Annotated in this window: 20 protein-coding genes; 10 read left to right on the top strand and 10 right to left on the bottom strand. The window is 52.4% G+C overall.

Going from position 1 to position 25025, the window contains the following annotated elements:
* The first annotated feature begins 149 nt into the window (after positions 1-149).
* The 5 genes from MHH78_RS12155 (at position 150) to MHH78_RS12135 (ending at position 7257) form a co-directional block, all read left to right on the top strand.
* Positions 150-1901, top strand: coding sequence for a YVTN family beta-propeller repeat-containing protein (locus MHH78_RS12155; protein ID WP_341167538.1), 1752 nt, complete (start codon positions 150-152; stop codon positions 1899-1901).
* Positions 1902-2014: 113 nt separating this feature from the next.
* A complete protein-coding gene (locus MHH78_RS12150) occupies positions 2015-3061 on the top strand; it encodes a tetratricopeptide repeat-containing glycosyltransferase family 2 protein (RefSeq protein ID WP_341167537.1) in 1047 nt (348 codons plus the stop codon).
* A gap of 364 nt (positions 3062-3425) precedes the next feature.
* Positions 3426-4007 carry a collagen-like triple helix repeat-containing protein gene (locus tag MHH78_RS33935; RefSeq protein WP_445668043.1) on the top strand — a complete coding sequence of 194 codons (582 nt, stop codon included), beginning with the start codon at positions 3426-3428 and terminating at the stop codon, positions 4005-4007.
* A 439-nt stretch (positions 4008-4446) separates the two neighbouring features.
* Entirely contained in the window at positions 4447-5748 is a 1302-nt protein-coding gene (locus MHH78_RS12140) for a hypothetical protein (RefSeq protein WP_341167536.1), read from the top strand.
* 309 nt (positions 5749-6057) lie between these two features.
* Positions 6058-7257 (top strand): MFS transporter, encoded by a 1200-nt coding sequence (locus MHH78_RS12135; RefSeq protein ID WP_341170316.1) that lies wholly within the window; start codon positions 6058-6060, stop codon positions 7255-7257.
* A gap of 102 nt (positions 7258-7359) precedes the next feature.
* Here the strand turns inward: MHH78_RS12135 and MHH78_RS12130 are convergent, their stop codons facing one another.
* Positions 7360-8040, bottom strand: a complete 681-nt coding sequence (locus tag MHH78_RS12130) for a GDSL-type esterase/lipase family protein (RefSeq protein WP_341167535.1) — start codon at positions 8038-8040, stop codon at positions 7360-7362.
* A 240-nt stretch (positions 8041-8280) separates the two neighbouring features.
* On the opposite strand from MHH78_RS12130, the gene MHH78_RS12125 reads away from it, so the two are divergent.
* The 4 genes from MHH78_RS12125 to MHH78_RS12110 all read left to right on the top strand — a co-directional run bounded on the left by MHH78_RS12125 (position 8281) and on the right by MHH78_RS12110 (position 11492).
* Entirely contained in the window at positions 8281-8964 is a 684-nt protein-coding gene (locus MHH78_RS12125; protein ID WP_036731535.1) for a pectate lyase, read from the top strand.
* A gap of 307 nt (positions 8965-9271) precedes the next feature.
* Positions 9272-10045 (top strand): amino acid ABC transporter substrate-binding protein, encoded by a 774-nt coding sequence (locus MHH78_RS12120; protein ID WP_076084186.1) that lies wholly within the window; start codon positions 9272-9274, stop codon positions 10043-10045.
* 28 nt (positions 10046-10073) lie between these two features.
* Positions 10074-10733, top strand: a complete 660-nt coding sequence (locus MHH78_RS12115) for an amino acid ABC transporter permease (RefSeq protein ID WP_076084183.1) — start codon at positions 10074-10076, stop codon at positions 10731-10733.
* A gap of 15 nt (positions 10734-10748) precedes the next feature.
* Positions 10749-11492 carry an amino acid ABC transporter ATP-binding protein gene (locus tag MHH78_RS12110; protein WP_341167534.1) on the top strand — a complete coding sequence of 248 codons (744 nt, stop codon included), beginning with the start codon at positions 10749-10751 and terminating at the stop codon, positions 11490-11492.
* Between the two features lie 584 nt (positions 11493-12076).
* On the opposite strand, the gene MHH78_RS12105 is transcribed toward MHH78_RS12110, so the two are convergent.
* The 9 genes from MHH78_RS12105 to MHH78_RS12065 form a co-directional block, all read right to left on the bottom strand.
* The gene (locus tag MHH78_RS12105) at positions 12077-13231 is read right to left on the bottom strand and encodes an AI-2E family transporter (protein ID WP_083685659.1); all 1155 of its coding nucleotides are present in this window, start codon (positions 13229-13231) and stop codon (positions 12077-12079) included.
* A 206-nt stretch (positions 13232-13437) separates the two neighbouring features.
* A complete protein-coding gene (locus MHH78_RS12100; RefSeq protein WP_341167533.1) occupies positions 13438-14502 on the bottom strand; it encodes a suppressor of fused domain protein in 1065 nt (354 codons plus the stop codon).
* Between the two features lie 174 nt (positions 14503-14676).
* The gene (locus MHH78_RS12095) at positions 14677-15861 is read right to left on the bottom strand and encodes an NAD(P)-dependent malic enzyme (protein ID WP_076084177.1); all 1185 of its coding nucleotides are present in this window, start codon (positions 15859-15861) and stop codon (positions 14677-14679) included.
* A gap of 268 nt (positions 15862-16129) precedes the next feature.
* Positions 16130-17488: a 2-hydroxycarboxylate transporter family protein gene (locus MHH78_RS12090; protein ID WP_341167532.1), complete on the bottom strand. Its 1359-nt coding sequence runs from the start codon at positions 17486-17488 to the stop codon at positions 16130-16132.
* Positions 17489-18363: 875 nt separating this feature from the next.
* A complete protein-coding gene (locus MHH78_RS12085; protein ID WP_076084170.1) occupies positions 18364-19071 on the bottom strand; it encodes a response regulator in 708 nt (235 codons plus the stop codon).
* Between the two features lie 49 nt (positions 19072-19120).
* On the bottom strand, positions 19121-20719 hold the full coding sequence (gene dcuS, locus MHH78_RS12080) for a DcuS/MalK family sensor histidine kinase (protein WP_341167531.1): 1599 nt from the start codon (positions 20717-20719) through the stop codon (positions 19121-19123).
* Between the two features lie 83 nt (positions 20720-20802).
* Positions 20803-22395 (bottom strand): diguanylate cyclase, encoded by a 1593-nt coding sequence (locus tag MHH78_RS12075; RefSeq protein WP_341167530.1) that lies wholly within the window; start codon positions 22393-22395, stop codon positions 20803-20805.
* 182 nt (positions 22396-22577) lie between these two features.
* Positions 22578-23135 carry a 5' nucleotidase, NT5C type gene (locus tag MHH78_RS12070; protein WP_341167529.1) on the bottom strand — a complete coding sequence of 186 codons (558 nt, stop codon included), beginning with the start codon at positions 23133-23135 and terminating at the stop codon, positions 22578-22580.
* 450 nt (positions 23136-23585) lie between these two features.
* Positions 23586-23732 carry a lmo0937 family membrane protein gene (locus MHH78_RS12065; RefSeq protein ID WP_143803867.1) on the bottom strand — a complete coding sequence of 49 codons (147 nt, stop codon included), beginning with the start codon at positions 23730-23732 and terminating at the stop codon, positions 23586-23588.
* 257 nt (positions 23733-23989) lie between these two features.
* Here MHH78_RS12065 and MHH78_RS12060 point away from each other — a divergent pair, with 257 nt between their 5' ends.
* Positions 23990-25015 carry an alpha/beta fold hydrolase gene (locus MHH78_RS12060; RefSeq protein WP_445668042.1) on the top strand — a complete coding sequence of 342 codons (1026 nt, stop codon included), beginning with the start codon at positions 23990-23992 and terminating at the stop codon, positions 25013-25015.
* Positions 25016-25025 lie beyond the last annotated feature (10 nt).

Raw genomic sequence — 25025 nt, 5'->3', positions numbered from 1 at the left:
ACCAAACCGCTAAGTCTGAATATTACTGTATTAATCATTAAGTATGCTGCTGACGGGAGTATTTCCGGTTATGTGCAGACTCCGCATGACATGTTATTACGCACATACTTGAAAGAAATCTAAATATACAGACAGGAAGTGATCAAGTAATGGCCTTTTTATCAACAGGACCGATCGAAAATAACCCGGTTAGCGGAACGAGGCCTACTCAGCAGGTTACCGTTAAAATCGATAATCGCAGCGTTGGCTCAGCTTACTCAGTATCTATTCAGGGGTTCTATCTAAACGCGGGAACAAGAGTCTTGTACGTTAGCGAAGTAGTCCAGCTTGCAGCAAATCAAGTCATTACGAAGGATTATTACGCTGATTTCAATGGTTTTGAATTTATATTTGTTACATCTGAAAATGCACCTGAGTTAAGTGACTTCGTTCAGATTTCGGTGTGGGGCAAGAGCAATACAGGTCAACTGGTAACCGCACACCGGTTGGTGTCCGAAGAACTGCTTGGCAAAAATAACGGCGGAGGGACAGGTCCTACTGGTGCAAACGGACCCACCGGACCCACCGGCGCAGGAGTGACGGGGCCGCGGGGAGTAACAGGACCTACTGGTGCAGGGGCTGGGGTAACCGGACCCACAGGAGCGACGGGGCCTCGAGGAGTGACCGGACCTACAGGTCCAGGAGCTGGGGCAACCGGACCCACAGGAGTGACGGGGCCGCGGGGAGTGACCGGACCTACCGGTACTGGGGCTGGGGCAACCGGACCTACAGGGCCTACCGGGGTCACTGGGGTCACTGGTCCTACCGCCGTTACCGGACCTACCGGAGCCACCGGGGTCACTGGGGTCACTGGTCCTACCGCCGTTACCGGGCCTACCGGGGCCACTGGGGTCACCGGGGTCACTGGGGTCACTGGGGTCACTGGTCCTACAGGCGTTACCGGGCTTACCGGATCCACCGGAACTACGGGTGTACCTGGAACCTTGAATCCCCCAATGCTGTATGTCGGAACTAATAATACCGTGTCTGTCATTAACGCCTTATCGAACGAAATCGTAACAACCTTCGCAATCGCCAAAACGAACTTTGATAGTGCAGCAGTAGATACACAACGGCACCTTCTCTATTACTCTAACGACACCGACATTATTCAATATGACGAAATGACAAATCAGATTACTGCCACTTATCCTGTGGGGGGACTCCCTCGCGGAATGGCCATTAATACCTTTACGAATAAACTATACGTAGCTAACTTTGCTGTCGGGTCCACTAATATTTGGGTAGTAGATATCCCTACAGGGGTAGTTACAACCGTTTCTAATATTGCAGCCAGACCTGTTAACATCGATATCAATCCGCTCAGTGACATCATTTATATCTCTTCAGATTATGTTTCAGTCCTTGATGGAAATAACAATACAGTAATTACGACATTTACCGCTGCCACCAGACCACATGGAATTCTGATCGACCCTCTTCGCAGGCAGTTATGGGTTTCACATTATACGACCCCAGGTGTTGTGAATGTGATTGATGCAACAAGCTATGCCATTTTAGGTACCATAACCACCGGCAATAATTTTACGAACGTTGCAGGGAACTTGCTGACCAACCGCTTTTATGTAACGAGCTATAGTGCTAACTATGTTAGTGTCATAGACGGAACCTCCCCTTACCCTATCGTCGGTACGATTACAACAGGAACCAATCAAGACTCTCCTGCAGTGAATCCATTCATTACACTATTGCGGAATACCGTTCAATCTAATCTGGTCTATGCCAGCATTGGAGCGTCGAATGCCGTAATTGTTGTTGATCAGAATACGAACACGGTGCTCGCTACCATTTCAGTTGGAGCCTCGCCGCTTTGGAGTGTTATTGATCCGTTTATGTCTTAATGCAGAGTTAGAACAAATCAACAGTCTGTGTCTCCCCTAATACAAGAGAGGTGCGTCTAAGCAGTCGCGCACCTCCCTTCTATGTAATGATCGACAATATAGGAGGGTAAGCTGTGGCTACAATCAGTTTGTGTCTAATCGTCAAGAATGAAGAGCAGAACCTGGATCATTGCCTCTCTTCCATAGAAGGCATTCCCGATGAGATCATTATCGTCGATACCGGCTCAACAGACCGCACCAAGGAGATTGCAGCAAAGTGGACGCAGCATATCTACGACTTCGAGTGGATTGACGATTTCTCTGCTGCCCGGAACGAATCCTTCAAATATGCTACCAAGGACTATATTCTGTGGCTGGATGCCGACGATATTCTGACTCCCGAGGACAAGGTCAAGTTGGAGCATTTAAAAAATACGCTCACAGAAGAGGTAGACGCTGTCTCCATGAATTACGAAATTCCGCAGGACAACAGCCGGAAATTCATCAGTAACACCACAAGGCTGCGGCTTCTCAAGCGTACCAAAGGCTTCATCTGGAAGGGAATCGTACACGAAGATATAACAACAGAGGATTCGTACCATCTAATCAAATCAGATATTACTGTTACTCATACCAAAACAGGAAGTGCTCCTGACGCAACACCTTCTAGACGAAATCTGGACATCTATGAACGCCATCTGGCCAGGGGCTACTCCTTCAACGTATCCGATATGCTGAATTATGCCAGAGAATGCCACTCGCATAAGCAATTTAAACAAGCCATTCATTATTACGAGCTGTGCAAAGATCATCCTGAAATACCCTTGGAGAACAGGGTGTTCATCCTTCACAAGCTGGCAACCTGCTATGTATATAACAATCAGCCGGAGAAAGAGCTGGAGCTTACACTCGAGGCTCTATCCATGGATGTCCCTTATCCCGCCTTCAGTTGCCGGATGGGGGAACATTTCCTGAAATCTGGCAATTTGGAGGCTGCCATATTCTGGTATAAATCGGCTTATTCTTCCCCTCCGGGAGAACGGTATGCTTGGTCTGCTATTGACAACGTCTATCACACCTGGCTTCCGCATCAGCAGCTCTCTCTCTGCTATCAGGCTCTGGGAGATATGTCTCAGGCGAAGCATCATCAACAATGGGCAGAATTCCATCGTAAAAGATAGGTATGACAGTACCGTTTCAGCGAGAAAGATAAGGAAAATTCATTGCACTTCCTGTTAGTCATTTGCCCTGTTATACCGGACTCAACCTCTAAGTCCGCACCAAACTGCTAAGTCTGAAGAACTGCTCGGAGAACATAACGGCGGAGGGATAGGACCTACAGGAGAAAGAGGACCGACCGGCCCCACCGGACCCGGTGCAGGAGCAACCGGTCCTACAGGGGCGCCAGGTGATCCAGGGCCGATTGGTCCATCCGGAACGGCCGGGCCCACAGGGCCTACTGGTGCAGGAGTAACGGGACCTACCGGAGTGACCGGACCTACCGGGCCAGGGGCAGGAGCAACGGGTGGTACCGGTGCTACAGGAGTGACCGGATTAGACGGCCCGACTGGAACTACAGGATTAGCTGGGCCAACTGGAACCACAGGGCTTGCTGGCCCAACTGGAACCACGGGGTTAGCTGGGTCAACCGGAACTACAGGGCCTAATATCTTGGCCACTCATGGACGATTTGTACCGGTCAATAACACAACAGTGACTAATGGCGTAACGGTAAATACCCCGTTCAATACGGTATTTGCTCAGGGGATTAACCTTGGAGGTACTGGCGGGAACCAAAGTATAGTGATACCAGAAACAGGAATTTATTTTGTTGCCTACAACATCCGATTGTACATTAGTGATACCTCAGCAAATGCTGATATTATAACTGTTTTACCTACCTTGAATGGTACAATTACCCCCTTCCCCTCCTATCTGTATAAAGCAAGCGGAGGAACTGCAGGACCTGGCGGCCTGGCGCTGGCGGCCAGTGGTCTGATAAATGTAACTACCGCCGACTCAGAGCTTATTTTCCCAGTCACGGCACAAGGGATTACGGGTTTAACCTTGCAAATCACAGGACAATCTGACACTTACAGTAATGTAAGCATATTTAAAATTTCTTAAATATAGAGCTAGAAAAAGAGCAAAAGCAGGATGCCCATTATGCAAATGAATAGTTAACAACCCAATGAACTTATCTGCGCTCAACCAATTCACAGCTCCGGCTGGCTCCAACAGGTCCCACTGCTATCTCCTTAAACAGCAGCGGATTATTGCAAACCGGTAATGTGCGCTTGATGAATATGCAAAAAAGGAACGATACCCCTTTATTGGAGTATCGTTCCTTTTTTTCGGTCGTTCGCTGCTTGCTTCAGCAAATTCTACTTCAAGATCCATTAGCAAGCCAGCTATGGGTCAAACTGTTGGTGCTTCAACCCCCAAGTACACACCAAACCGATATGCATGAATACCTGTAAGCATGAATATTACTGTATTAATTAATCATAAAGTATGCCGCTGACTGGAACGAAATCCAAATTCACGGACAGGAAGGGATGAAGAAATGGCTCATTTATCCACAGGACCGATCGAAAATAACCCGATTAGCGGAGTGAGGCCGACCCAGCAGGTTACCGTTAAAATTGATAATCGCAGCGTGGACACGTCATCCACCGTATCGATTCAGGGTTATCATTTGACTGCCGGAACGAGAGTGCTGTATGTAAGCGAATTACACCCTCTTTCTGCGAATCAAGTTCTTACGAGGAATTATTACGCTGATTTTGATGCCTTTGAATTTGTCTTTGTTACGCCAAGTACGTCTGAAGACAGCGATCCGCTTCAAATTTCAGTGTGGGGCAAGAGCAGCACAGGCCAGTTAGTAACGGCTCACCGACTAGTGTCTGAAGAACTGCTCGGAGAACATAACGGTGGAGGGATAGGGCCTACTGGAGCAAGAGGACCGACGGGACCCACCGGCGCAGGAATGACCGGCCCCCAAGGGGCAACGGGGCCTGGCGGAGCAACCGGGCCGACGGGTCCAGGGGCGGGGGCAACCGGAAATACAGGAGCGACGGGACCTGGCGGTGTAACCGGTCCAACCGGTCCTGGCGCAGGGGCAACCGGAGCTACCGGGCTTCGAGGTGTAACTGGACCGACCGGTCCAGGGGCAGGGGCAACGGGTAGTACAGGTGCTAGAGGAGTTACCGGCCTCACGGGAATTACCGGAGCCACCGGTGCTACCGGTCTTACAGGTGCTACCGGAACCACCGGCGCTACTGGCCTCACCGGTGTTACCGGACTCACTGGTGTTACCGGACTCACTGGCGCTACCGGACTCACTGGTGTTACCGGACTCACTGGCGCTACCGGACTCACTGGCGCTACCGGACTCACCGGCGCTACCGGACTCACCGGTGTTACCGGCCCTAGTATCGTTGCCAACAATGCCGCATTTCAATTCGTTGCGGGAAATATTGTAGCAGCATATACGGCTGTGACATTTACAGAAACATTTAATAACGGGAGCGGAATCACACTTGTTGGACCTGCAAATCAGTATATTACTTTGCAGCCAAACAGCTTCTACTTGGTAATCCTTACCGCCAGAATCAGTGTTAATGTTGTTGCAACAACGGCGGATGTTGAACTGCTAACTTATCTGAACACCGATTTGCAACCTTTAACTGTAATTGTGGAGAAAGAATACACGAACGGAACAGGATTGACCTTACAAGGAAGTACTCTCATTCAGACGGGGGCCGGAACACAGAACCTCAACTTTACTGTTAGTGCTGTACTTTCAGGAGGCTCCGCTGCTTTTCTTCCGGCACGAACAAGGTTGAGCATTATTCAAATCCTGTAAATCTGTATCTCCACTTTAGAGCACCTTCGAGCCTAATCCTATCGGTCCACATATGGGAGCGGTCATTGAGGTGCTCACTTTAGGTAATAACCGCACGCTATTTTATACTCTTAAGTCCAGCCCATCTACATAGTCGCAAATCTTAGTCTTGTCTCCACGGGACAAATGCCATGAATACAATCCCCCCTTGCCCTTTCGCCGGAAACTGACTACAATAACACGTATTCCAACAAGCAATCATTCAGGAGGCACTATACCTTGAAAGCTCAACCCACCCCTTCTACCAGCAAACGCAACACCGTCTATATCATGCAACTCGTCACGATCTTCCTCGGCTTTGTCGTCTTTGGAATCTCGGAAAATATCAAGGGTCCCGCGATTCCGCGGATTCAGCTGTCGTTCAACCTGGATGAAGGCCAGCTCGGCACCCTGCTCTCGCTGAACGCGCTGGGCTATCTGCTCGCCTGCTCCTTCACCGCTATTCTTGTCCGCAAATGGGGCATCAAGGCAGTCACCGTTATTTCCTTCGCCTCGATGGTGATCTCAGGCGTGCTGATTTTCCTGTCGCACAGCTATCCCTTGTTTGCCTCCTCTTACTTTCTGATGTACATAGGGAACGGGATGCTGGAGATCGGGCTGGCGATTCTGGGGGCACGCATATTCGTCAAAAACACGGGGATGATGATGAACCTATCCCACTTCTTCTACGGCCTAAGCTCAACTGTAGCGCCGCTGCTGGCAACCGGGGTTATGTCGCTGAGTGTATTCGGCCATACGCTGGACTGGCGGGGCATGTATCTGGTCATGCTATCGCTCTGCCTGCTGCCGATCCTGTCGGCGCTGCGCAGCACGTTTCCCGGGGATGATCTGCCACAGGAGGACCGCACCTCCTTCCGTACCCTGACGCGCGATCCCGCGCTGTGGATGATGGTGATGATCCTGTCCTTCGGCGTGGTCTCAGAGCTGGCGGTGGGCGGCTGGCTGGTTAACTTTCTGGAAAAGGCTTATGCCTGGGACACTGTCCGGGCTTCCGGCTTACTGTCAGCCTTCTTCCTGCTATTCTCCCTGGGACGACTCCTGCTGGGTGCGCTGACAGACCGGATCGGCTTCGTGCTCTCGCTGATTATTTTCTCCTGCTTCTCGGCCGTCTGCACCTTCGCCGCCCTGGCCGGCGGGGAGCGTCTCGCCTTTCTGTTCGCCCTATCCGGGGCTGGGATCGCTATTATCTATCCTACCGTGATGGCCTTCATCGCCCGCCGTTACCCGAACGGAAGCGATACGGCCATTACCTTTGTGGTCACCTTAATGGGCCTCGGGAGCGTCATCGGCAACTATATTATCGGCTGGGTTATTGAGTCCGTCAAAGCATTCTACGGCTCCACCACCGAGCTTGGCCTGCTCCGCGGACTCCAGGCGGGGTACGGGTTCATCGGGCTATGCGCAGCGGTCTGCTCCGTGTCGGGAATTGTGCTGTATGTGTATTTGAAACGGAGACGGGAGCTGATCTGAGGGTTGGGACCCGACTCAGAGCCCCGTTTACTGCGACCTCAACAGCAAGAGCAGCGCCTCTCTCGCTACCGGAAGACCGCTGCTCTTGCTGCGTGAGGCTGCTTATAAATATTTTTTCAGATTACCAAAAACCACCGCATACCCGTTAGCATACATATGCACACCATCCATCGTATACTCTTCCTTCAGATTCCCTTCGGCGTCCATCAGTCCCTCATTCACATTGATGAACTGATATCCGTGCCCAAGCGCAAGCGCCTCCACTGCCCGGTTCGCTTCCAGCAGCGCCGCATTGGTTCTCGTTCTGAAGTAATTCTCCCGCATCTCCTCATCCATTCCGGGGAAGTCGGCCTTAGCATTCACCGGATAATACGCCATGACATACACCTTGCACTCCGGCAGCCTGGCCCCGATCCGGGTCAGAATCTCATTGTAATTCGCAAGCAGCTTCCCGGGCTCATATTCACCATCCGCTGAACTGATGTCGTTGGTGCCGATATTAATGAACAGCTTCGAAGGCGCAAGCTCCAGCACACAGACCTCCAGCGCTTCAAGCAATTCCCGGGTCACATAGCCTGCAATACCGCGGTTATAGATCACCGTCTGCTTCTCCAGCGTCTGCTGTAATTCATTTACCGGAAAAAACTCCATCAGCGAGGAGCCCGCCAGAACGGTCTGCCCTTTTAGCGCCAAGGTATTCAGAATGCTGTACTTCTTCACCTTCTCTTCTTTCTCTCTCTGCCACTGAATCTCCATCATCTCGTCAAATTCTTCCTGGGTCATTCTATTCTCCTCCGCTTCTATTGCTCTATTATTCTACCATTGTTATCCTTTATCTCTCAGCTTGCAACCCTTGCCCAATTGTGTCGGAAATATGGAAATTGATCTCCATGTAAGGTTTATGTTCTATGCACACGTGTTCTGAATAGGTTAGATATCGGGTGCAGTCAGAGGTGCACATCTGGCTGGATTGCCCGCAAGGGACCGGTGCGCCGGATCTCAATTCTACAGTTGAAGGGCGGAATGTTTTTGAAAAAGGTAGTTGGCTTGCTCCTGTCGGTTGCACTGTTGTCTTCGTTCTATGTTGCCAGTCCCCCCGAGGTATCAGCCGCATCGCCAATTGTGGTGAATTCGACGATTGTAGTGAAGGCCGGTGAGACGTATAACGGCAATGGCCAGACGTTCGTCGCCAATCCGAGCACGCTCGGAGACGGCAGCCAGGCAGAGAATCAGAAGCCCATCTTCCGGCTGGAAAAGAATGCTACACTCAAAAATGTAATTATCGGCGCACCCGGCGCAGACGGGGTGCACTGTTACGGGAATGCTACCATCTCCAACGTAACCTGGCAGGATGTCGGCGAGGATGCCCTGACCCTGAAGGCCTCCGGCACCGTCAATATTACAGGCGGAGGTGCGTACAAAGCCTACGATAAAGTGTTTCAGGCGAATGCTGCGGGCACCATCAACATTAAGAATTTCAGAGCCGATGATATCGGCAAGCTGGCCCGCCAGAACGGCGGCACCTCCTACACGGTGAACTTCACACTGGACAACTCGGACATTTCGAACGTCAAGGATTCCATCTTCCGCACAGACAGCAGCAGCAGCGCAGCCCGGATTACCAATACCCGCTACCGCAATGTGCCCACCCTATTCAAGGGCTTTGCCTCGGGCAAGACCAGCCAATCGGGCAACACGCAATATTGAGATTAAATAAAGTCAGGTCAGCTAGTGTAAATCCAGCAGTCTGATGCCCGCAACATACCGCCGTTAACAGTAACCGCCTTCATTTCCGGCTCTTCCGGGATGGAGGCGGTTACTGTATATACGGAGGATAAGCACACATGAACACGGTCAGCACCGGGACGGAGAGTTTGATTTATTTTGGACACATCTGCCTCTATGAACTCTATCGACATAAGCTCACATGATATGCTATTATGATAGCCTGATAACGTATTAACGAACTAAAGCGGGCGGATGCGGCACGCAATCTACTAGGGGGATTAGAGAGATGAAGAAGCAAGGATTATGGATACTATTATTAATGGCGCTGGCTGTTGCTGTACTGTCCGGCTGCTCCAGTTCAGGGAATAAGGACGGCAAGCTGGTGATCGGCATAGACGACAAGTTCGCCCCGATGGGCTTCCGGGATGACGACAATGAGCTTGTCGGCTTCGATATTGACTATGCGCGAGCGGCTGTCAAGAAGATGGGCAAGGAGGTTACCTTCCAGCCGATTGACTGGTCCGCCAAGGAATCCGAGCTGAACAGCGGCCGGATTGATATGATCTGGAACGGATACACCATCACGGACGAGCGCAAGGAGAAGGTGCTGTTCACCAAGCCTTATCTGGAGAATAGCCAGGTGGTAGTAGTGCTGGCCGGTTCATCGCTGGCGAAGCTTCAGGATCTGGCCGGCAAGGAAATCGGACTTCAGAGCCTCTCTTCTGCCGCCGATGCCCTGGATGCCAGTCCGATCAAAGCCGAGCTTAAGGACGTGTCCGAATACCCCGACAATGTCCTGGCTCTGACAGACCTCAAGTCCGGCCGTGTGGATGGGGTAGTTATTGATGAAGTTGTCGCCAGATATTACATAGCCAAGGAGCCGGATACGTACAAGCTGATGGAAGAATCACTGGCTCCTGAGCAATATGGTATTGGAATCAAGAAGGGCAATGATGAACTGCTGAAAGAGCTGCAGAAGGCGCTGGACGAGCTGAACAGTGACGGAACAGCCGCTGAAATCTCAACCAAGTGGTTCGGAGAGAATAAGGTATTGAACTAGATGCTATCGTTTAGGAGCCGGTTAAGACATGGATATCGATTATATTATTAGAATTTCCGGACCGATGCTTGAAGGTGCCCGGACCACGGTGCTGCTGTTCCTGATCGTGATCGTGCTGTCCATTCCGCTCGGGATGGTGGTCACTCTGATGGCCAAAAGCACGCTAAAGCCGCTGGCCTGGATCGCCCACGCTTATATTTACGTCATGCGCGGAACGCCGCTCTTGCTGCAATTGTTCTTCTTCTGCTTCGGTTTGCCGCAGATTCCCGTAATCGGGGAATATCTGGTTATGGACCGTTTTGTAGCGGCCAGCCTGGGCTTCATTCTCAATTACGGCGCTTATTTCGCCGAGATTTTCCGGGGCGGGCTGCTCTCGATCGATAAAGGCCAGCATGAAGCGGCCAAGGTTCTGGGCTTAAGCCGGTGGCAGACGCTGCGCAAGGTGATTCTCGCCCAGATGTTCCGGGTGGCGCTGCCTGCGGTTGCCAATGAGTCTATTACACTGGTCAAGGATACCGCGCTGCTGTATGCCGTGGCGGTGCCTGAGCTGCTGAATTTCGCCAAGACGGCGGTGAACCGTGATTTTACCGTCACTCCTTTTGTCGTAGCGGGCGTTATTTATCTGCTGATGACACTGGTGCTGACACTATTCTTTAAGCTGCTGGAGAGACGTTTCAAATTTGAGTAGAAGGGCTGTTTGGCTATGAGTAGCATGATTGAAGTACGGCAATTGAAGAAAGACTTCGGCAGCCTCAGTGTGCTGAACCAGATAAGCTTTGACGTGAAGCCCGGCGAAGTCGTTGCCGTGATCGGACCCTCGGGCTCCGGTAAAAGCACCATGCTGCGCAGTCTCGTGCATCTGGAGGAGGTCACCGGGGGCAGCATTTCGATCTGCGGGAAAGCGCTTGTTGAGAATGGCCGTTACGCCAGTACGGCAGCGATTAGAGACATCACCTCAAGCATGGGGATGGTGTTCCAGCATTTCAATCTTTTTCCGCATCTCAGTGTGCGGGACAACCTGGAGCTTGCCCCGCGCACGCTGAAGCGGGAGAGTGTGCAGCAGATCACGGCCAAGAGCCGGGAGCTGCTCGCCAAGGTAGGCCTCTCCGACAAAGCGGACGTCTACCCCTCCACGCTGTCGGGCGGGCAAAAGCAGCGGGTCGCCATCGCCAGAGCGATGATGCTCAGCCCGGATATTCTCCTGTTCGATGAGCCAACCTCGGCGCTTGATCCCGAGCTGACCGGCGAGGTGCTGCGCGTCATCCGCCAGCTCGCCGAGGAGAACATGACGATGATGATCGTCACCCATGAGATGAGCTTCGCCCGCGATGTCGCCGACCGCGTATTCTTCATGGACAACGGGGACATTGCCGAATCCGGCACACCGGAGGAGATCTTCGGCAACCCGAAGCTGGAGCGGACACGGGCGTTTTTGATGCGGGAGTAGCAGTGAGTAGAGCATTCGGTACTGGCCGGGATGTGCACGGATAATTTCCAAGCAGTTAAGCTATGGGGGCATAACGGCTGAAGCCACATGCTGGCCCGTCCACATAGCGGCCCCCTTCTGCTCATGGTGATTCTAATTGAAGAAGGTCTATCCCGGCCGTATGATGGCTTTGGGGATAGACCTTTTTTCTGGTTCAGATCAGTATGCGATTGTATGCTTACAGCTCATAGTGCTGCAGATGAAGCAAGTGGATTTAGTACATCTAATTTCGCGCTAGAGATACACTTCCTTATATTAGTTGGATAAACAACACTTACTGGGGCCGACTTTCGGCGAATCCTTATAATTCGGAAGATTAGATGTACTTTTTCCAACTGCTGCCCCGTAACCGGTCATTCGGAGCGCAATAAGTGCCTTTTTTCCACCTCTGCCCCAAGCTCGGACCAACTCCACTCTTACTTCAACCTACTCGCTCTCACTTCATCCAAGCTCACCCTTGCTTCATCCAACCTCGCACTTTCTCTGCCCCATCCACGCGCTAATCCGCGCTAATCCGCCCTAATCTGCCTTATTTAACTCTACTACTACTCCGCCACTTCCGCAGAAGACACCGTGCCTCCGGGCACCGGCTCCGCCGGCCCTATTGGCGCTGTCGGCTCCGGCTCCTCGTCCCAGCGCTTGCGGATGAAGAGCTGATAGAGCTTGACGATGATGATCTTGAGCATCATATAGACCGGAATAATGACCAGGATGCCGATGATTCCGCCGAAATCGCCGCCGGCCAAGACGAGAATAATGGTGGTCAGCGGGTGGATATCCATGCTTTTGCCGAAGATATAGGGGGCAACCAGGTTATCCTGAATCTGCTGCGCAACGAGCACGACCACAATGGACCAGACCGCCGTAGACGGGGACTCAAACAGACCGATGATGAAGATTGGCACAGTAGACAGAATGGCTCCGATAAATGGGATAAAGTTCATCAGCACCGCCACCAGCGTCAGCAGCAGCGCATACGGCAGGCCAATAATCAGAAAACCGATGTACATCAGGACGCCCAGCGCCAGATTAACCAGCACTCTGCCGACGATGAAGCTGCCCATCACGCCGTCAATCTCGGCAATCACCCCCGCGCCCTCCTCGTGATAGCGTCTCGGGAAGAAGCTCACGAGCTTATCGCCGAACTTCCCGCCTTCCTTCAGCATGTAGAATAGCAGGATCGGAAAGGTGAAGAGCACAATCGCAAAATTAGAGACAAAGGAGAAGAGCCCGGACACATAGCCCGTTGCCAGCGAAAAGCCTGTATTCAAATAGCCCATCAATTGGCTGGACAGGTTCATATTCTCGGGAATCAGACCTGACAGCAGCTCCGTGTTCTCCAGCTTGCTTAACTGCTCTCCCACTGCTCTCAGCACACCCGGCATATTGTTCCCCAGGTTCAGCAGCTGACTTTGCAGCGATGGCCATACGCCTACCGTGAAGCCCAGCAGCAGAACAGCAATGACCAGATAGACCAACAGGATCGCCAGCGTCCGCTTCAATTTGCGCGAGGACAGGAAGTCAATCAGGGGCCTAAGCAGATAATAGAAGAATACGGCCAGCATTAACGGCACCATCACAACATTGAAGAGCGAGATAATAGGGGTAAAAATAAAGTCTACCAGTGAGCCTACGTAGATAATGCCCAGCACCAGCAGCACGGCAATACAAATGCGGATAAACAAATTCAATTTGGCCATAGTGGACTCCCGTTCCGTTATTTTGAGCAGCGTTTCTTGTTCACTTAAATATAGCCGGGGTTTCTTAATTCTGACTAAACCAAGTCTAAAGATAAGCTAAAGATTGGGTCTCCAGGCCGGAATACGGCTATGTTTAATTTCCTAATGAAACGGCGCTGAGATAGACGGGTATCTATTTGCCGAAAAGAAAGCTGTCGTCCGCGCGGTTAGCCGATAGTTTTGACCACATTGCCTTCCTGGTCTTTGATGTAAGTCTTGCGGATCTGCACCTTCAACGCTTTGGCGGCAGACAGCCGCAGCTCCCCTTCCTTAGGCTGGAGCTTCGCCTCCAGCTCCAGGACTGCCTCTTCCGTTAGGCCGATGCTGACAAACTCCTCGTTGACCACACTCTCGTTATCAGGTCTGTGCTCCAGCATCACCTGCCGCTTCTTGCTGGTCAGCGTCAGCGGCTTCCCCTTCAGCAGCCGGCCGCGCAGCAGCTTGGCTATAATCGGTGCCTGCCGTGCGCCTATAGTCAGGACGGCCGGTGCTGTGCCAATCAGACGGCTTGTGCCAGGCTCATAGCCCAGCTCATCCACATACAGAATGCCCGTCTGGGAACCGTCACGGTCGATACCCTGACGCACCGCTTCCTGGATGGCCGGAAGTTCGAGCAGTGAACCCCGGGCAAGATCGGTGATATAGTGGGGGAGAACCTCCCTGCCGGCCTCCAGAAAGGCGTTGGTATTCCAGGACATCATCGCTTCCAGCTCGTCCGCTGTGATCCCTACCATCTGCAGAAATTCCACACGGCCGTTCGGCGTATCCACAGCCGGAAGCTCCGGGTCATCGGTGAACGCCAGCGCCGTCAGCCCAGTATCTGCTCCCAGGCATATCGGGCCATTGGCATCCAGGTGATGGCCGGAAGCAAAGATATTGCCGCTGGAGAACACATATCTGGCCATGTTCTGCAGCAGATTGATCGCCCAGGCTGGAGGCTCCTGTTCTTCTGCACTGCGCGCCAGGCGGAAGGTCAGCTCGAAGCCATAGCCGCTGTATTCAGGGTCCTCGGACTCCTTCTCGAACAGTTCGGTGAAGCCGAAGGTTACGAAATGCCAATGCGGATATGGCTGCTCGGCTGCATAGGCGCTGATTCCGTTCAGCGGGTCATTGCCTCCCAGGCTATACGGCAGCATTGCCGCATAATGCTTCGGCTCCTGTTGCCCGTACAGTACCTTCATCTGATCTTCAATGGCATCCCAGCCGATAGCTTCCACTTCTTGCTCACTCATCTTGTTCCCTCCAGGTTCATATTTATGTACAGCCGGAATTCCCATATCCGGCCCAGAATCTCCCGTTCATTACCCCAATTCCATCATCACAAATCCCAAAGCTATAAATTCCGCAAAAAACGGCAAGCTCATCTAAAGAGCTTGCCGTTTGCTGTATCTTCATTAATATAGGTATCAGTTTACGCCGACCAGCAGGTCCTTACGGGCTACGCCGCTCTTAGCTGCCGCTTCGGCTACAGCCATGCGGATTCTCTCTACCACGCGCGGATCGAAGGCATCCGGGATGATATATTTCTCGTGCAGCTCGGATGGGTCAATCACTGAGGAGATCGCCTCCGCTGCCGCCAGCTTCATGTCTTCATTAATATCTGTGGCTTCACAATCCAGCGCCCCTCTGAATATCCCAGGGAAGCACAGCACATTGTTAATCTGGTTCGGATAGTCGGAACGGCCGGTCGCCATGACTCTTACATGCGGCGCAGCAATCGCGGGATCAATCTCTGGCATCGGGTTCGCCATGGCGAACACAATCGGATCTGTGGCCATGTTCAGCACATCTTCCAGCTTCAGCACGTCCGGTGCAGAGACTCCGATGAAGACATCCGCGCCTTTGATTACATCGGACAGACTTCCGATTTCAAGATAAGGGTTCGTAATCTGGGCGTAATCGCTCCAGTGACTGCGCTCATAATCCGCCAGCCGGTTAATCGCGCCCTCCCGGTCCACGCCGATCAGGTTCACCGCTCCGGCATGCAGCAGCATTTTGGAGACGGAGATGCCGGCTGCGCCGATGCCGTTGACTACGATTTTGACATCCTTGATATCCTTGCCGCATACCTTGAGCGCATTCAGAAGTCCGGCTGTCACGACAATTGCTGTACCGTGCTGATCATCATGGAAGACCGGAATGTCCAGCTCGGCTCTAAGTCTGGCTTCAATCTCGAAGCAGCGCGGAGAGGAGATGTCCTCCAGATTAATGCCGCCGAACGTCGGGGCAAGCGCTTTTACAATCGCAATAATCTCTTCGGTATTCTTGGTATCCAGACAGATCGGTACAGCGTCCACATCGGCAAACTGCTTGAAGAGTGCCGCCTTACCTTCCATTACCGGCATGGCCGCCTTCGGCCCGATATCGCCAAGCCCCAGTACAGCCGTACCATCGGATATGACAGCTACGGTATTCTTCTTCGTGGTTAGCTCGTAAGCCTGGGACTGATCGTCGGCAATCGCCTGACAGACCTTCGCCACACCCGGCGTGTAGACTTTGGACAGGTCGTCTTTGCACAGAATCGGATGCTTCAGGGTAGTTTCGAGCTTACCGCCTTTATGCAGCAGCATAATTTCTTCTAATAGTTCCATATTAACTCCTCCATTCAGCTGGTTAACCGTTTGTTGCATCCCTCTCGGATCTTTCTATATATAGCGGATCTTCCTGCATCCGGAACCGTACCAGACCCGTATGCAGGCCCGTCAACTCTGCATTTCATATACTCCCTTAGTCATTCTCCGCGATAATTATCGGATTGGCAAGATAAAAGCTGACACCTGAAAATTGTCCACGATTTAGACACGATTGGATGCGATTTCATGTGATTCAGGCATCTCTTCTGCTGATTGAGCTCCCTGATTAGCCACCCCATACTGCGATGAGCAGCGTGGCCACAACCACCGTAATAGCGCCGCCGATCCGAGTGGAGATCTGTGCGAACGGCATCAGCTCCATGCGTCCCGAGGCAGACAGAATGGCTACATCGCCTGTTCCGCCAAGGCCGCCGCGGCAGCCGGTAACAATGGCCGCTTCTACGGGATACATATTGACCCATTTGCCGGTAAAATAGCCGGTGATCGTCATCGCCACAATAACGGTAGCGCAAACAATAATATAAGGAAGCGAGATCAGGGCGGCGACATCCTTCAGCGGAATGTACAGCATCCCGAGGCCGACCATCAGCGGCCAGGTTAAAGTACCGGATACCAGCTTGTAGAGCTGATAAGCACCCTGCTCAATTTTGGCAGGCAGCAGCTTGGAAATCTTCAGCAGCGCCGCTGCGAAGATCATCAGGATCGGACCCGGAATACCGACGAACGGCGACAGCAGATGTCCGGTGATGAACAATCCGCAGGCGAACAGCAGGCCCGCGCCCATCAGCAGGAAGTCCGGTTTCAGACTGTCATAGGTGCTGCCGGCCAGCTTTTGGCCGTCCTTCGCCTTCACGAGTACACCGTTACCGGTGATGGACGGGTTTTTGTCAGCCATCCGCTTGAGCAGCCCCGCACCGATAATCGCAAACACGTTGCCGATCACCGCCGCCGGAATCATCTGCGCCACATACGACCCGGATTCGCCGCCAAGAATCTGCGAGAACGCGATGGACAGCGGGAGAATCCCTTCACCGACGCCGCCGCCAATAATAGGCACAACGATGTAGAACAACGTCCGGTGTGCGCTATAGCCGAGCAGCATCCCTACGCCCATCCCCGCAGCGACTGCGGCGATTGTTCCGGCCATCATCGGAATGAAGATGCGGATGAAGCCGTTAATCAGCGTGGTCCGGTTCATCCCGGTAATACTTCCGGCTACCAGAATCGAGATGTACAGGTACAGGAAGTTCGAGGTCTTCATCAGCGTGTTGACCGATTCGAGCACCGAAGGATCAAGCACATTCCAGAACACCAGAAACGATGGAATCATTAGGGAGAGGATCGCAGGACCGCCGATATTCTTGAGAATCGGAAGCTTGAAGCCCAGATCACTGAGCAGCACCCCCAGTACAATAATTACTGCAAAGCCGCCGATCATATCATTTGGCAGTTCACCAAGCACAGAAGCCGCAAAAATAATGAATGCAAATACCACATACAATGGGAGCGGAATAACGCCTACTTTTAAATGCAGAAGCTTCTGGACGAAACCCTGTTCTCCTTGCTTCAGTACAACAGGCTGCTGTTCCGGTACCGAAATCGGGGGTTGAATTGCTTTTTGCATGTTAACCTTACCTCCTTAACTCTTTTACAAATTCATCATAGCTGCTTTGAAAGCGCTTTTGTTTTTATGAAAATAATAAAGGGGTTTTGTAAATTATTAAAGTAAGCGCTGTCAGGAGAGGGGGCTGGGGGACGCTGGGATTGGCGGGGATTAGTAGAGTGGGTTAGTACAACGCATTAGTGTAGAGAATTAGTAAAGAGCATTGGTAGAGGGCAGTGGTAGGAGCATTGTTGGTAAATGATATTAGTAGAGTGCTCCACTTGGTCGAATCTGACTATAGTTGCTGGGGAGGGCGTAGATGGAGTCGGGTAGGGTCAGATGGAGACAGGTAGTATCAGGGGGAGGCAGGTAACATAGTTAGTATCAGGGAGTTGCAGACGTAGCCTGATTACATCAGGTGCATTAGTGCTCTTCATTTTCGCCTATCGCTGACTTTCGGCTAATTCAGGTGCATTAGTGCTCTTCATTTTCGCCTATCGCTGACTTTTGGCTGATTCAGGTGCATTAGTGCTCTTCATTTTCGCCTATCGCTGACTTTTGGCTAATTCAGGTGCATTAGTGCTCTTCATTTTCTCCTACCGCCAACCTTTGGCTAATTCATTGGGATTTGTCCCTCTCATTTCGGCTCCCCACCCCACTTTTGGCTGATTCAAAGGGACTTATCCCTTTCATTTTCGCCTACCGCCCACTTTCGGCCGATTCAAAGGGATTTTTCCCTTTCATTTCCCCATCCAGCCCACTTTCGACCAAATCAAAGGGATTTATCCCTTTCATTTCACCTCCCAGCCCGCTTCCGCTCTCTGCGCAATACAAAAAGCTCCGCCGCAGGTTGCACGGCAGGAGCTCCAGAAATAGTTAGTTATACTCTTACGCACTCAAATATACTTAGTAATCAATCCCTTACCGTTCGGGGCGAGCCGGTATTTCTGCACCGGCCTGCCGATGCTGCCGTAGACGAGGTCCATTTCCAGCACTCCCATCTCCGTTAGCCCGATCAGATATTTGCCGGCGGAGACGCGTGAGATTCCGGATACCGCTGAGATCTCCTCAGCGGAGAACAGCTCGCTGCCACAGGCCTCCACGGCACGCCAGATCGTCTGGAGCGTCTGACGGGTGAAGCCCTTGGCCAGCTCCTGCGAGGACGTCCGTTCCTGCTTGAACCGGGACAGCCTGTCCAGCTCCGACTGGTTCAGCCGCTCCTGGCTGCGGAATAGCTTGTTCTGTTCCCTGTATCCATTAAGCGCTGCCCGGAGCCTGGAGAATTCAAACGGCTTAATCAAGTAGTCCACCGCTCCGTTCTGCAGCGCTTCCTGAATGCTCTCCTTGTCGCTTGCGGCCGAGATGACAATGACATCAATCTTCACGCCTCTGCGCCGGATCTCGGACAGCAGCTCCAGCCCGTTGCTCTCCTTCATGTAAATATCCAGCAGGATCAGGTCATAGGCCTGCTTCTCCAGCATACCCAGCACTTCTTCCGCCGAGCTGGCCCAGCCATCGGCACGGAAGCCCTCCACCTGCTGCACATAAAACTTATTCATCTCCGATACCATAGGATCATCTTCAACGATAAGTACTTTTATCATAATCGTTATCACCACTCTTCATGGGCTATCCACCCTTTTCATGATTAATTTAATTCTTCGCTCTATACGGAATCTGCACCGTGAATTCGGTGCCTTCCCCCTCCAGGCTGTCATACGTAATCGTACCGCCCAGCTTGTCTACACTTCGCCGCACCAGATACAGCCCTACGCCCCGGTCTCCGCCTTTGGTTGAATAGCCCTGCTCAAACAGGTGATCTCCATTCTCCGACGATATGCCCGTCCCGTTATCACTGACCTTAAGGGTAAGCAGGTTGTCCTTATGCCGGAACCCCATCTCGATCTGCTTGTTGTCCGCGCCTTGGAGCGCCTCCAGCGCATTGTCCAGAAGGTTGCCCGCGATCGTGACCAGCTCCCGCGCCACCTCGTGATCCGCCGCTTCAGGCAGCAACCCATCATCCCGGATAACCAGCCGCACATCGGCCTCCCTGATTCTGCTGAGCTTGCCGAGCAGGAAGCCGACCATCACCGGGTCTTTGACCAGCCGGACTACTGAATCCGCCTCTGTCTGGATGCTCTGTACAATATCCGTCAGATATTCTTCCAGCCGGTCGTACCGCCGCATCGTATTCAGCCCCATAATGACATGCAGCTTGTTCATGAACTCATGGGTCTGGGCACGCAGTGCCTCGGCGTACAGGGAGATGCCGGAGAGCCGCTCCATCAGAATACTGATCTCGGTCTTGTCCCGGAACGTGGCAATAGCCCCTTCGATGATTCCGTTCACCCGGACCGGAACCACATTCACCAGCAGCGTAATGCCGCTCTGCTCCACTTCCTTATCCAGCAAGGCTTCGCCGGTATCCAGCACCTTCTCCATCCGCAGCAGCGGCCAGAACTGCCCGGCCTGCTTGCCTACCGGGTCCTGGCTCAAGCCGACGCTGTTCATCAGCCTGCGGGCCTCGGCATTCACCAGGGTAATCCGCGATTCCTTATCGACGGCCAGAATCCCTTCCTTGGTCGATTGCAGCATGGCGCTGCGCTCCTCCAGTAATTTGGCGATCTCTCCCGGCTCCATGCCGAACATCATCCGCTTGATTTTGCGGGCGAGCAGAATGGCACCGAATATCCCCATCAGCCCGCCGACCAGGATGCCCGAGTAGATAATCCAGCGGTTCTGCTGAACGGCGGAACGGACGCTGCCAAGCGATATGCCTACAGCTACTGCTCCAACCTGCTTGCCGTCAGCGGCGAAGATCGGTGAGAACGCTCTCACAGAATAACCAAGCGAGCCTTCAGCCACGGATATGGTCTCCTTGCCATGCAGTGCATCGGTCTCATCCCCGCCCATGAAATGCTTGCCGATCAGCTTGGGATCGGGGTGGGAACGGCGAATCCCTCCCATATCCATGACCACCACGAATTGAACGTCATTGATGGCGCTAATATCGGTTGCATAACGCTGGATGCTGCCGGAATCGGACTCTGCAAGCAGCCCGTCCACCACTCCCGGCGTGCGCGAGACCGTGCGGGCAATCGTGATGGCCTTGTTCTCCAGAGAAGCCCGGGCTTCTTCGGAGAATCTCATGCCGAACATTACATACACAATCAGCAGCACCAGCACGACGATGCCGCAGGTCATCAGGGTGATGGCGGTCTGAAGGCGTAATCTTTTTGTACCAATTCTCACATTGCTCCACCTTCAGGAAATTTTTCTCGATTATAACGCAAAAGTATTCAAAGCGCGATATTCACAATTCAAAGTAAATTCGGCTAGGACTCCGCAATCACGGACTGGTTGCGCCCTCTGCTCTTCGCCAGATACAAGGCCTGATCCGCCTTCACAAGCAGTTCCGCAAGGTCGGCGGCATGGGAAGGGTAGTGAGCAATTCCCTGTAAAACCGTAAGCCTCGCCGCAATCGGCCCCTGGCTCCGCTCAACTGCAAGACGAATTCGTTCAGCAGCGCTGAAGGCTTCAGCAGGCGTGGTCCGGGCCAGCAGAATAACAAATTCTTCCCCGCCGTAGCGGTAACAGATATCATCCGGGCGAAGCGAGGTTACGATGACCCGGACAACATGCTTCAGAACCTCATCACCCAGGTTATGGCCGTAAGTGTCATTGACGAGCTTGAATTTATCTATATCCAGCATCACCAGCGAGAAGGGAGCACCGGAGCTTATCCGCTGGTTAATCGTATGTTCCAGGGATCTGCGGTTCATCAGACCGGTCAGCACATCCGTTGCAGCTTCATGGGTCAACTGCTCAGTCTGCTGCTGGATATTGGCCAGGGCAAGTGACACCCCGTCTGTCAGTAAGTACGCCTCCCGGCTCCAATACCGCTTCGCTTCCTGCAGCTCTATCTGTTGCTTGCCCATTCTGCTTACGACATCTGCCAGATAGACGAAGGGACGCGCAAACTTGCGGGCCAGCAGAATAACGCCCAACAGCAGCAGAATGAACGGTAAGGAGGAATACCCGATCAGGGTACGGAAATGCCCGATCAGCTCCTTATGAATCTGGCTAATCGGGGAGACAACCACGATTCCCCAGCCATTGGCGGGCACACTGGAATAACCGGCCAGCATCTCGATGCCCCGGGTGTTCGTGACACGCTGTTCTCCGCTTTGCTTATTCATCAGCTGCTGCACAACCTCATTAATGCTGACATCTGTGCCAATCCGCGTTTTATCCGGGTGATACACCAGATGCCCTTCTGAATCCACAATATAATAATAAACCCCCGAATCATCCTCCTGTCCATTGTCAAAAATCTCAGACAGCACATTATTCTCCTGAAGATAGATGGTGCCGCTAATAATTCCAGCATAGGTTCCCGCAGCATCGAAGATGGGCTGGCTCAAAAATACGATTAACCGCTTGGTATTGGCCGTCAAATAAGGGGAAGAAATATACGGCTTGCGGAGCGCTAATGCTTCCTTGCTATTCTCTGAGGTGATGTGCTTGCCTGTAGTCCCTATGCTGGCAGGTGAGACATGGCGGATGAATCCGCTGGCGTCGACCACAGTGATGGAATTGAAGAAATTGCTGCTGCTGCGCATCAGATCTAGGGAATCATTCACTTGCTGCGGCGGCATAGCTTCTATGTCAGACAGCCTGGCGGCGTTGTATTCCAGAGTCCCGTGCATGGACTGAAATAAGGAATCCATGGTCCTCGACATACGATCAGCATTGAGGTAATTCAGATGAAGCGTGGTCTCCATTAAGGACCGCTTCTTGGACTCATACGAACCGAGCAGAAGAATACTCGAAGTTAGCAGAACCACCAGTGTCACCAAACCTGTGAGCAGCGTGGTGAGACTCAGCTTTTTGCTTTGATTAACCTTACTCTTTAACCCTTTATACAAAACTGCAATCCTCCTTGAAGCAAGAAACGCAAAGTTACACCCATCATACCGCAAATATTGATAATGTTCGACAGCGGATTTATGGCAGTACAGACGGCGAAAGTATCCCGGACATAGCAGAATAAGCCCGCAGCAGCGAGGCTCATCTTCAAGCAATTAATCATGTTAAGATCAGTTTCACCCTACGCCTGCAAAATCTCATCCACCCGCGCCGATGCACCCTCCCAGGAGGTCATCAGCGGAAAAGAGTATTGCTCACGTGCCCTCAGGTTCCACGGATGCGGGATACAGAGCACCTTCTTCCCTGCCTGTACGGCAGGCAGCAGGTTATGCGGGCCGTCATCAATCAGCAGGTCATAGCCGATCAGATGCTTCCGCTTGCAGGTGAAGAAATTGTCGGCCGGGATGAACGGCATATGCTTTTGCAGCCAGTTCCATTTCTCCAGCACCGTCTTCGGAACAGCGGCCGTTACAATAATGACATCATAGGCGTTGTGCAGCTTCTCCATCTCTTCCACCACATATTCGTCGAACAGCTCCAGCTCCTCGTACAGGCCGGGTCGGCCGAAGAACAGATCCATGGTGCTGTCCGGGTGGCGCAGATGGTCTGTGTTCCAATCCATCATATCTTCGTAGCGAAGCGGATGTGTAGGAAATTCAATGTTGTTGTGGTATATCGCACGTTTGACGAGATGGCAGATCGTATCGTCCATATCGACGGCGATGATTGGTTTACGCATTGATTCTCCTCCAAGTACATTTTCATTTATTATAGGCAACCGGGGAATAGGTGTCCAGACATGCACCAGACTGAACAGAACAAAATCATCCTAACGAATGAAAGTGCTATGGATCGCATTGTTGCACATTTTGCAGGATTCCTCTAAAAATGTTACCGGCTACGCTACATTGTTGCATCATTTGCAGGAATTCCGGTGTTTAAAGCAAGTTAGCGTTGGTTTTGTTGCATTTCATGCAGGATTTCAGCATCGCCCGCTTCTGTTGGGTAATATTCCTGCACTTCTTGCAGGATACTCCACAATGTTACGGACTGTGGAGTGGGGCCCCTCCCTCTTCGCAAAAGCACCGAAAAAAGCACATGCCCGCCTTCATAGGGACACATGCTTTGCTGCCTAACGCAGCCACTGTGTATTGTGAACATTCAGCTTCACCTATCCACTCATTTCCCGTTATCTCCGCGACCGTCCCTTGAACAAGTTAATCACGAATAGGACCGCTGCGACAAACAGCAGAAGATGGATCATATTGCCCATGAAATCAAAGATAAGGCCTAACAGCCATACCACCACTACAAGTCCGATTAATCCCCACAACATAAGCTTACCGCCTTTCTCTTCCGGGTTATTTGTTTGTACTTTACCCTTGTGGAGGGGGACTTAAACGGCTGGTCCGGCAGACTTGAAGGCACAGCTCTTCTACGCGACCGGCAGATCCGGCTGTGGAGACGCTATTTTTCCAGGTCTCAGCAATTGCTTAATTGCGGGACAGGCTGTTATACTGTTTTTTAAATAATACAATTGTATTGTAAAAAAGGAGACGTATGTATTGTAAAAAAGGAGACGTACCTACTACCATGACTAACTCTTCCAGTCACCCGAAGACTCCTGCCCCGAAGCTGCGGAGCAGACTGCTCAAATTCCTGCTAATCCTTATGTCTGCGTCCTTGCTTGTCACAGGCTCGGGCTTCCTGTATGAGGCCATCGCCTCTACCACTGCCCGTAAAAACTATCCTGCACCAGGTCAACTGGTGGATGCCGGAGGCTATAACCTGCACATCCGCCAATCTGGGGCAGGAGCCCCCACCATTATTCTGGAAGCAGGCAGCGGTGAAACCAGCCTGTCATGGAGAGACATTCCTGAACAATTAGCCGAACAAGCCACCGTTGTCACTTATGACCGGGCGGGATATGCCTGGAGTGAACAGGCGGATTCGGAACGCTCCGGCGCCAACATTGTGCGTGAGCTGCATACCGCGCTGAAGAATGCGGGTCTTCCCGGCCCGTACCTGATGGTCGGCCACTCCCTCGGGGGCATGTATGCCAGGCTGTTCACCCAGACCTACCCGGAGGAAGTCACCGGGCTGGTGCTGATTGATGCCAGACCCGAGAATGACGACCGGGAGACGAAGCCAATTCTGGAGGCAGAGAATGTGGCTGGTAACCCCAGTGCTTACCTGCTGAGCCTGCTCAAGCGCTCCGGGGCGCTTCACCTGTTCCAGGACCAGCTCCTCGCGGGCCTGGTTGCGGAGCAGGATCGGGCACAGTTCATTAACGTTATTTCCACGCCTGCCTATTTCGCTGCCAAGGAGCAGGAAGCAGCACTGGCCGACTCTACCGAGGATGCGATACGTGGGCAGCACTTCGGCTCCCTTCCGGTGAAGATTATTGCCCGGGGTTTGCCTCAGGATTACGCTGCGTTTGGGATTTCGGAAGAAGCCGGCCGCCGGCTTGAGGGTATCTGGCAGGCCGGCCAACGCGGAATGCTGAAACTGTCATCGAACAGTGAACTGATTGTCGCTGAGAAGAGCGGTCATATGGTGATTCACGATCAGCCGGAGCTGGTTGTCAAGGCGATCCGAAGTGTGCTTGAAGCGGATTAATCCGGAAGGA

The organism is Paenibacillus sp. FSL H3-0333 (assembly GCF_038002805.1).
GTDB classification, from domain to species: Bacteria; Bacillota; Bacilli; order Paenibacillales; family Paenibacillaceae; genus Paenibacillus_AQ; species Paenibacillus_AQ silagei.
This window is presented reverse-complemented; position numbering and strand designations above follow the sequence as displayed.